General features: G+C 70.2%; 6 protein-coding genes. 2 read left to right on the forward strand and 4 right to left on the reverse strand.

Annotated features, from left to right (window positions below):
- Positions 1-95: 95 nt before the first annotated feature.
- Genes AC1MIR_RS17245 through AC1MIR_RS17255 form a run of 3 tightly spaced genes read right to left on the reverse strand, consistent with a single transcriptional unit; the run spans position 96 to position 3607 of the window.
- Positions 96-1016 (reverse strand): ABC transporter permease, encoded by a 921-nt coding sequence (locus tag AC1MIR_RS17245; RefSeq protein ID WP_480029413.1) that lies wholly within the window; start codon positions 1014-1016, stop codon positions 96-98.
- A gap of 1 nt (position 1017) precedes the next feature.
- The gene (locus tag AC1MIR_RS17250) at positions 1018-1989 is read right to left on the reverse strand and encodes an ABC transporter permease (RefSeq protein ID WP_480029414.1); all 972 of its coding nucleotides are present in this window, start codon (positions 1987-1989) and stop codon (positions 1018-1020) included.
- A 19-nt stretch (positions 1990-2008) separates the two neighbouring features.
- On the reverse strand, positions 2009-3607 hold the full coding sequence (locus AC1MIR_RS17255) for an ABC transporter substrate-binding protein (protein ID WP_480029415.1): 1599 nt from the start codon (positions 3605-3607) through the stop codon (positions 2009-2011).
- A gap of 147 nt (positions 3608-3754) precedes the next feature.
- Here AC1MIR_RS17255 and AC1MIR_RS17260 point away from each other — a divergent pair, with 147 nt between their 5' ends.
- Positions 3755-5320: an ABC transporter substrate-binding protein gene (locus tag AC1MIR_RS17260; RefSeq protein WP_480029416.1), complete on the forward strand. Its 1566-nt coding sequence runs from the start codon at positions 3755-3757 to the stop codon at positions 5318-5320.
- An 8-nt stretch (positions 5321-5328) separates the two neighbouring features.
- On the opposite strand, the gene AC1MIR_RS17265 is transcribed toward AC1MIR_RS17260, so the two are convergent.
- Positions 5329-5793: an Lrp/AsnC family transcriptional regulator gene (locus tag AC1MIR_RS17265; RefSeq protein ID WP_480029417.1), complete on the reverse strand. Its 465-nt coding sequence runs from the start codon at positions 5791-5793 to the stop codon at positions 5329-5331.
- Positions 5794-5983: 190 nt separating this feature from the next.
- On the opposite strand from AC1MIR_RS17265, the gene AC1MIR_RS17270 reads away from it, so the two are divergent.
- A partial coding sequence (locus tag AC1MIR_RS17270) for a hypothetical protein (protein ID WP_480029418.1) occupies positions 5984-6222 on the forward strand: 239 nt, incomplete at its 3' end.

The raw sequence follows: 6222 nt of genomic DNA on the forward strand, positions 1-6222 counted from the left end.
GGGGCGGGGCCGCCCCCCCCCCGCGGGCGGGGGGGGGGGGGTGGCGCTGGCCCCCCTCCGCGGGCGGCTGGTCGGGGTGGGGGTCTTCATCGTCGCTACTTCTTCAGGCGCGGATTGAGCACATCGCGCAGATGGTCGCCCATCAGGTTGATGCTCACGATGGTGACCAGCAGCGCGATGCCCGGATAGAAGCTGATCCAGTATTTCCCGCTGAGCATGTATTCGTAGCCATTGGCGATCAGCAGGCCGAGCGACGGCTCGGTGATCGGCACGCCGAGGCCGAGGAAGGACAGCGTCGCCTCCAGCGCGATGGCGCGGGCCACCTGCATCGTCGCGATGACGATCAGCGGCGGCAGGCAGTTCGGCAGCAGGTGGCGGAACAGGATCCTGTGCGTCGGCAGGGCGAGGCATTGCGCGGCCTCGATGTATTCGCGCCGGCGCTCCACCAGCGCGGTGCCGCGCACGGTGCGCGCGTAGTAGGCCCATTCCACGACGACGATGGCGATGACCACGTTCATCACCGACTTGCCGAGGAAGGCGAGGATCATCAGCGCGACGAGGATCGCGGGGAAGGACAGCTGCAGGTCCACCACGCGCATGATGGCGCTGTCCGTCCGGCCGCCGACATAGGCGGCGAGCAGGCCGAGCGAGGCGCCGACGATGGCGGCGAGCAGCGCCGAGCCGGCGCCGACCGCGAGCGAGATGCGCAGCCCGTACATGATGGCCGAGAGCATGTCCCGGCCCTGGTCGTCGGTGCCGAGCCAGTAGGTCATGGTGTCGTCGCCGTTGCGCGCGCCGGGCTCGAGCCGGCCGTCCATGATGTCCAGCACGGCGAGGTCGTAGGGGTTCTGCGGCGCGATCCAGGGGGCGAGGATCGCCACCAGCGCGATCACCGTGAACACCGCGAGGCCGAGCAGCGCCAGCTTCGATTCGGCGAATTCCGAAACGAAGCGGCGGAACGGCGTTTCCACCCGTTCCTGGACCGGCGCCGCGGGCGTCTGGAGGGCGACGCTCATCTCACTTCCCCTCCAGCCGGACGCGCGGATCCAGCAGCGAATAGGTCAGGTCCACGATCAGGTTGATGGTGATGAAGAGCAGCACGATGATCATCAGGTAGGCGACGATCACCGGCCGATCGAGCACGTTGATGCTGTCGATGATCAGCTTGCCCATGCCCGGCCAGGCGAAGATGCTCTCCGTCACCACCGAGAAGGCGATGGTGGAGCCGAACTCCAGGCCCGTCACGGTGACGACCGGGATCAGGATGTTCTTGAACACATGGACGAAGGTGACGCGGAAGGGGCTGAGGCCCTTGGCGCGGGCGAACTTCACGTAGTCCATCAGCATGGTCTCGCGCACGCCCGCACGCGTCAGGCGGATGACCAGGCTGATCTTGAACAGCGCCAGGTTCAGCGCCGGCATCAGCAGGTGCGAGAGCCCGTCCAGCGTCAGGAAGGACCATTGCAGCCCGAACAGCGCGGCCGTGTCGCCGCGCCCGGTGGAGGGCAGCCAGCCGAGTTGCACGGCGAAGACCATGATCAGCATCAGCCCGACCCAGAAGGTGGGCAGCGAGAAGCCGAGGATGGACCCCGCCATGATCGCCTTGGAGCCGACGCTGTTCGGCCGGAGCCCGGCATAGAGGCCGAGCGGCAGGCCGATCAGCACCGCGCCGAAGGTGGCGGCGATGGCGAGTTCCAGCGTCGCGGGCATGCGCTGCAGGATCAGCTGCAGCGCGGGCTCGTTGAAGACGAAGGAGTTGCCGAGGTCGCCTCGCAGCGCCTTGCCGAGGAACACCAGGTACTGCTGCCAGAGCGGCAGGTCGAGGCCGAGCGCGCGCACCGCGCGCTCGCGCTCGATCTGGTCGGCATCCGGGCTGATCAGGATCTCGACCGGGTCGCCGATCGCGTAGACGCCGATGAACACGATCACCGACATCGCGAAGACGACCCCGAGCGCCTGGATCAGCCGCCGCAGCAGATAGACGCTCATGGGCCGGGTCCTGTCGCGGTCAGCGCATGGTCGCGGGGCGGACGTCCTGCGCCCGGGTCAGCTCGTCCACCCGTGCGGAATGCTGCAGGCTGCGCCGCATCGCCCAGATGTTGGTCTGGATGTGCAGCGGGATCACGGCCACGTCCTCCGCCGCCATGCGCTGGATGCGGACCAGCAGCTCCTCGCGCTTCTTCTCGTCGAGCTCGATCAGGGCCTGGTCGAGCAGCGCGTCAAGCTCGGGGTTCGAGTAGCGACCGCGGTTGGAGGCGCCCCAGCCCTTCTCGCGGCTGACCGTGCCGATGATGTTGCGCATCGGGTGGCTGCCATCGGGGTTCGAGCCCCAGCCGATCAGGAAGGTGGAGTATTCCTGGCGGCCGGCGCGGCCGACGAAGGTGGCCCAGGTCTGCGCCTCGACCGCCGTGCGCACGCCGACGCGCGTCCACATCTGGCCGACCGCCTGCGCGATGCGCGCATCGTTGATGTAGCGGTCGTTCGGGCTGTTGATCTGGATACGGAAGCCGTTCGGATACCCGGCCTCGGCCAGCAGGCGGCGCGCGCCGTCCGGATCGTAGGCGGGCGGCTGGATGTCCGGCACATGGCTGAAGGTGCCGGGCGGCAGGAACTGGCCGGCCGGCGTCGCCGCGCCTTCCATCAGGCGGCTGGTGATCGCGTTGCGGTCGATCGCCATGGACAGCGCGCGGCGCACGCGCACGTCCTTCAGCGGGTTGCGGCCGAGCGGGCGGCCGTCATTGTCGGTGATGAAGGGGCTGTTCTCGTTCGCCGCGCGCAGGTGGTCGAGGCCGAGGAAGATCAGCCGGAGGCCGACGGTCTCGCTGAGGTTCATCCGCGGGTCGTTGCGCAGCCGCGCAAGGTCGGTGGTGGGCACCTGGTCGATGAAGTCGAGGTCGCCGGCCAGCAGCGCCGCGGTGCGGGCGGCGTCGTTGGTCACCATGCGGTAGCTGACGCGCTCGAAGGGGGAGACGCCGTCGAAATACTCGTTGTTCCGCTCGAACTCGATGCGGTCGCCGCTGCGGTGCTGCACCACGCGGAACGGCCCGGTGCCGATGGCGAGCTGGCCGGAGTTGAAGCCCTCCGTCGTCGCGTTCGCATGCGTCTGCGCGTCGATGATGCGCACATTCGTCATGTCGAGCGGCAGCAGCGGATAGGGGTTCGCCGTGTGGAAGCGGATGGTCAGCGGATCCACGATCTCCATCCGCACGATCGGCCGCGAATAGGCCGCGAAGGAGGAGGGCGAGTTCGGCACGTTGGGCAGCCGCTGCAGCGTGAAGGCCACGTCCTCGGCGGTGAAGGCGCTGCCGTTGTGGAAGCGCACATTCGGCCGCAGCTTGAATTCCCAGATCGTCGGGCCGACGGCGCGCCATTCGGTCGCGAGGCCCGGCTGCATGCGCGCCTTGTCGTCGGTCTCGACCAGCTTGTCGAAGATCATGTCCGACACGGCGTTGTTCGGCGACAGCTGGTGGTAGTGCGGATCGAGGGAGGTGACCGGCGAGCCCACGCCCATCGTCAGCGTCGTCGGCGCCTGCGCCATGGCGCCGCCCGCAGCCAGCGCCCATGCCGAAATGGCGGCGATGCCCGCCGCGCGGATGCTCTTGCCCAAGGCCTTCTCCCTTCGGTCCCGGATCTCCCCGGCGGGTTATGTAGCAGCCCGCCCGGGGCGAGGCTAGTTTGCCGCCCGGCCGCCTTCGCGCTTGACGACCCCGCGCGCGGCACCGGTAGCATGGCGCAAGCCTCCGGGGATCGTGAGATGACCACCCTGCGCCTTGCCGCCGCGCTGACCGCCTGCCTCGCCGCACCGGCGCTCGGGCAGAACCTCACCATCGCGACGGGCGGGTCCATCACCTCGCTCGATCCGCATTTCTTCAATGCGGCGCCGAACAATGCGATCGCCGAGCACATCTTCGGCCGCCTCGTGGACCGGGACGCGCAGGCGCGTGTCACGCCGGACCTCGCCGAAAGCTGGCGGATCGTCTCCGACACCGAATGGGAGTTCCGGCTGCGCCGCGACGTCACCTGGCATGACGGGCGGCCCTTCACCGCCGACGACGTGCTGTTCACGCTGAGCCGGGCGCCGAACGTGCCGAACAGCCCGGGCGGCTTCGGCGCCACGCTGCGCAGCGTGAAGTCGGCGAGCGCGCCCGATCCCTACACGCTGCGCATCGTCACGCATTGGCCGAACCCGGTGCTGCTGCCGGAGCTCGCGAGCGTCTTCATCGTCTCCCGCCACGCCGGCGAGGGTGCGACCACCGAGGACTACAATGCCGGCCGCGCCGCGATCGGCACCGGACCCTACCGCGTCGCCAGCCACCGCATGGGCGACCGCACCGAGCTTGCGCGGAACGAGGGCTACTGGCGCGGCGCGGAGCCCTGGGCGCGCGTCTCCTACCGCTTCGTCGCGGCCGATCCGGCGCGCACCGCGGCGCTGCTCGCCGGCGACGTGGACCTGATCGACCAGGTCTCGCCGGCCGACCTGCCGCGCCTCAGGCGCGACCAGCGCGTCACGATCAGCGAGATCCAGTCGCTGCGGCTGGCGCATATCGGGCCGGATTTCTCGCGCCCGGGCCCCCTGCCCTTCGTGACGGACAACGAGGGGAAGCCGCTCGCCGCCAACCCGTTCCTCGATGTGCGCGTGCGCCGCGCGCTGAACATGGCGATCAACCGCACCGCGCTGGCCGAGCGTGCGATGGACGGGCTTGCGAGCCCGGCGGGGCAGTGGCTGCCGCCCGGCGCCTGGTCGCATGACGACGCCACGCCGCCGCCCGCCTTCGACCCCGAGGGCGCGAAGCGGCTGCTGGCGGAGGCCGGCTTCCCCAACGGCTTCCGCATGACGCTGCACACCATGAACGACCGCTTCCCGAACGATGCGCGGCTGTCGCAGGCGGTGGCGCAGATGTGGAGCCGGATCGGCGTGCAGACGGCGGTGGAGGCGCTGCCCTGGGCGACCTATTCCGGACGCGCCGCGCGGCAGGAATTCTCGATGTCGCTCGGCAGCTGGGGCAGCACCACCGGCGAGGGACTCTCCTTCGCGAAGAGCGTGCTGGCGACCTTCGACCGGCAGCGGCGCACCGGCTCGGCCAACCACCGCCGCTTCTCCTCGGCGGAATTCGACGCGCTGCTGCAGCAGGCCGAGACGATCATGGACGAGGAGCGGCGCGAGCAGGCGATCTTCGGGCTGGTGCGCTGGTCGGCGCAGAACGTGCCGATGTTCCCGCTGGTCCACCTGACCAATGTCTGGGCGCTGAAGCGCACCCTCTCGCATGATCCGCGGATGGACGAGCGCACCCTGGCGATGGGGGTGCGGCCGGCGCGATAGGCCGGCCGCTACTCCTCGCTGGCCGGCGCGACGGGCAGGATCTGCGTGTCCTTCGGGCTGGCCAGTGCGAGGATCGTCTCCGTGCGCTCGACGCCCGGCTGGCCGCGCACCTCCTCCGAGACGAAGCGCTCCAGCGCGGCGACATCGGGCAGGCGCAGCTTGACCAGGTAGCACCAGGCGCCGGTGACGGTGTGGCATTCCAGCACCGCCTCCTGCTTCTTCATCGCCTTCAGGAAGGGCGTGTCGTCGCGCCCCGGGCGCATGGCGACGAAGACGAAGGCCAGCAGCGGGCAGCCGGCGGCGACGGGGTCGAGCTCGATCCGCCAGCCGCGGATGACGCCCCGTTCCTCCAGACGCTTGACGCGCTCGGCCGTGGCGGAGACGGACAATCCGGCCGCCTTGGACAGCTCCGCCAGGCCTGCCGCGCTGTCCTGTTGCAGGGCGAGGATGAGGTTGCGGTCGATCTCGTCCATGGTGGCCACAGTCTAGCGCGCCAGCGGCCGAAAAAGGAACGGCCGAAACTTCGAATCACCGGAACTTCGCGGCGCCCCTCGCCCCGACACCCGCGGAACACACGAAACACGATCGCGCCCGGCGCGACGCACGGCCGAAACCCCGCCCTTCCATGATGCTCCGCAGCGGCAGAGGACGAAGGAGGCGACCATGCAGGGCGCTTGGCTCGCGGACACGACGGATCAGGCGGGCATCCGCGACATGCGGGAGGAGGCACAGGCCGCCTCGCTCTGGCTGCGCCACGTCCGCAGCTGGCTCGCCACGCTCTCCTACCGTCCGGAGCAGCGCTACATGCGGGGCGCGAAGGACACCACGGCCGCGCCCCGGCGCGGCGGGGGGGCGCGGGGCGGGCGGGGGCGGGGGGGGCGCCCCCCCCCCCGCCGCGGGCC

This window comes from Falsiroseomonas sp. RANM36, from assembly GCF_056682175.1.